Source organism: Sphingomonas sp. SAFR-052 (assembly GCF_051965015.1).
Lineage (GTDB): Bacteria > Pseudomonadota > Alphaproteobacteria > Sphingomonadales > Sphingomonadaceae > Sphingomonas.
Genome location: NZ_JBQCMO010000031.1, coordinates 1 through 2,572 on the forward strand (window position 1 = coordinate 1; position 2,572 = coordinate 2,572).

Genomic DNA, 2,572 nt, shown 5'->3' on the forward strand with positions numbered 1-2,572 from the left:
TAGACATTCTGGACATGGCCTCAAACTGCACTTCTGCCATATGACGTGCAACTCGCGCTCTCCGTCATAGCCGGACACTCAGGCGGCGGACGTACGCTCCGTCGTTGCGCAAAATAGGTCCCACAAAACCGTTGGCTTTGATGCACACGCGATCGGTCATACCCACTTGATACCCACAGTCGCCGGCGCTTTTGTTGCAAGGACACAGCGACGCGATAGGTTCACGTCATGAAGAGATCTGCCCTTACCATAACCATCCTCGCTGTCGTCCTCAGCGCATGCCATCTCCTCGACCCGATCCGCTCCCGTCGCGGAACCACGGCTTCCGAGGCGCGAGCTGCGTTGACGCAGTGTGGCGTCGTGCCGGACAGCATTGCATGGTCGGTTGAAGCAGACGGTACATTCGCGTTCGGCAGGAAGAGCGCCGATAGTCCGCCCATCCCTAACCCGAAGATGGAGTGCGTGATGCGCTGGGTCGATGAAAATCATTTGAAGTTCGGGATTGTTGGCTGGGAAACTGGACCGCACTGAACATTGGGCACCTACCGTTGACCGGGTCGTCTGAACGCCGGACGCACCGTCCGTCACCGCAAAAAATTATACTGTAACCACGGCCATTTAGGATCAACCTAAGGCTAGACGGTACCCGCTGGGTACCCGCATACTCGTTGCAAGTTTGCAGGGGCCTTCGCCCGAGCCAATGAAGGCTGGGTCATAGTCGAAATCAGAACACAAGAGTGGACCGACGACGACTGTGCGTACAGTGCCGGTGCGACCGAGGTACTAGCGCTTTTTTCCGGACGGGTGCAGCGACTACATACCTTGTCCCGAACGGCGCCACCGCCCGACCGCACCCGCTGCTCTCGTCGGCGACGACTAGCTATCAGTTGGAGGAGCACGACGGACGCCCTTCCGTTGTCGTCGTACTCAAGGCGGAAAGAATTGCGGTTTTCGTAACCGCTTCCGTCCGAAATACCCGCATGATACCCCGAACGACCGCCTACTTACTTAGCACTTTAGCAGCCTCTTCCGCTTCGCGCTTTGTCATGTAGGCGATCGGCAGCCACTCGCCGTCGTGGTCCGATGGCCCCGCCTTCATACCGGAGGTTAACTTCGGGACGGGCTTTGCTGTAGGGGAGCGCTACTAGGCACACTTCAAAATATTGACCACAAACCAACTTTAGTAACTAACACCTATTGAAAAATGCGCTGCTGGACCGACGTCTTTATAGACTCTTTAGGCGGCATGATAAGCGTTGATATAACAAGATTCTCATCTTCTAAGTTAGATGTTGACATCACCTGGGAACAGCGTTCGAAGATTACATTTTCGTACTTTTCGGGAACCTTCTGCATCAACAAACCATAAAGGCCTATTCCTAGCGCACTCAAATGGCTAAAATGACCATTCGTGATGTCTTCTTTTGATAAGGAAACTGGTCGATCGAGTTCCGAAAAGGTGCCATCGACGGCGGTTGGTGTGCTGGTAACGAGTTCTATCGAATGACTTGGCTCGGCAGCATTGGCCATAAAATAGTTAACCAGTATCGAAACACGATAGATTGTCAGATCTACGTGATGCGCTTGATATCCCGGATGATTCTGGACAGCTTGACCAGTACGACTAACGACTACAGAGAACGCGAGCGCATGCCGTGAGGAATGAGAAGTTCCGATTGAGATTATGGTATCTGCGGAACGATTGCTCGGCGGTTTTGCCTTACCGCCCAATGTGGCGCAACGCTTAGTTGTCACGATAGCGTACTGGTCAATTTTATTCAGCAAGACTTTCTGTGGCGATCGACGTTCACCATATGAACGCTTCAACGTTTGCATTATGGTGTGATACTCTTGGTTTTCGGTATTATGTACCGAGAAGCGCTGACCGCCATCCGTTCCTACGTAGCCAACGTCAGGTAGCAAAAGTAGCAGGGACTTATCTGGATTTTCTTTTATCGAGAGCAGTTCGTGCGGGCCTCCATCGACATCAACAACAAAACGTACTTTTCCAGCCATAGCAACCACCTACTGCAAGAGGCAAACTACTATTATAACATGGAATCTCTATGATTTGACGAAGCTGAGAACTGTTATTGCTAAAATAAAACACAAGTGTAACTTCTACTATTAGTAGCTAAGAATCACAACCATTTATAGCAAGTGTATTAGCTTATTTACTAATTATCGATTGGCAAAAATCAATCATATTCTTTTACCGAGCGAATGAACGTGCTTTCTAACGCCCTTCGTCAGGGCGTGCACGTACTTTCGATAGTGGGATTTTTCACGTTAGCTCTGCTTGAGGTAGACGTGCTTCGTTTGAATCAGTCCGCAGATCGCTGCGCTTGCAAGTGCGGCGGACACTCCGTCCGTCGTGACTGGTCCAATCCGTGGGTTTGGGCGCGAACCATACTCTCCGAAGAAGCTGGCGGTACCCACCGGTCCAGCGGTAAGTACGGTATGCTGCGAGACTGAACACAGCGAACGACAGAGGGAACGCGGATGATGGGTGCGGCTCTATATGTCCTGTCGTTGGCTATCGCGGCGCCACCGCAATCGGCGGCCTCGATCG

General features: G+C 51.9%; 2 protein-coding genes. One reads left to right on the plus strand and one right to left on the minus strand.

Annotation, left to right across the window (positions count from 1 at the left end; genetic code table 11):
* Positions 1-228: 228 nt before the first annotated feature.
* Positions 229-531 carry a hypothetical protein gene (locus ACTHQV_RS19175; protein ID WP_440492314.1) on the plus strand — a complete coding sequence of 101 codons (303 nt, stop codon included), beginning with the start codon at positions 229-231 and terminating at the stop codon, positions 529-531.
* 663 nt (positions 532-1,194) lie between these two features.
* On the opposite strand, the gene ACTHQV_RS19180 is transcribed toward ACTHQV_RS19175, so the two are convergent.
* Positions 1,195-2,016 (minus strand): hypothetical protein, encoded by an 822-nt coding sequence (locus ACTHQV_RS19180; protein WP_440492315.1) that lies wholly within the window; start codon positions 2,014-2,016, stop codon positions 1,195-1,197.
* Positions 2,017-2,572 lie beyond the last annotated feature (556 nt).

Excerpts from the sequence above, each read along its gene's own strand:
- ACTHQV_RS19175 (WP_440492314.1), top strand. The coding sequence starts at position 229 with ATGAAGAGATCTGCCCTTACCATAACCATCCTCGCTGTCGTCCTCAGC.
- ACTHQV_RS19180 (WP_440492315.1), bottom strand. The coding sequence starts at position 2,016 with ATGGCTGGAAAAGTACGTTTTGTTGTTGATGTCGATGGAGGCCCGCAC.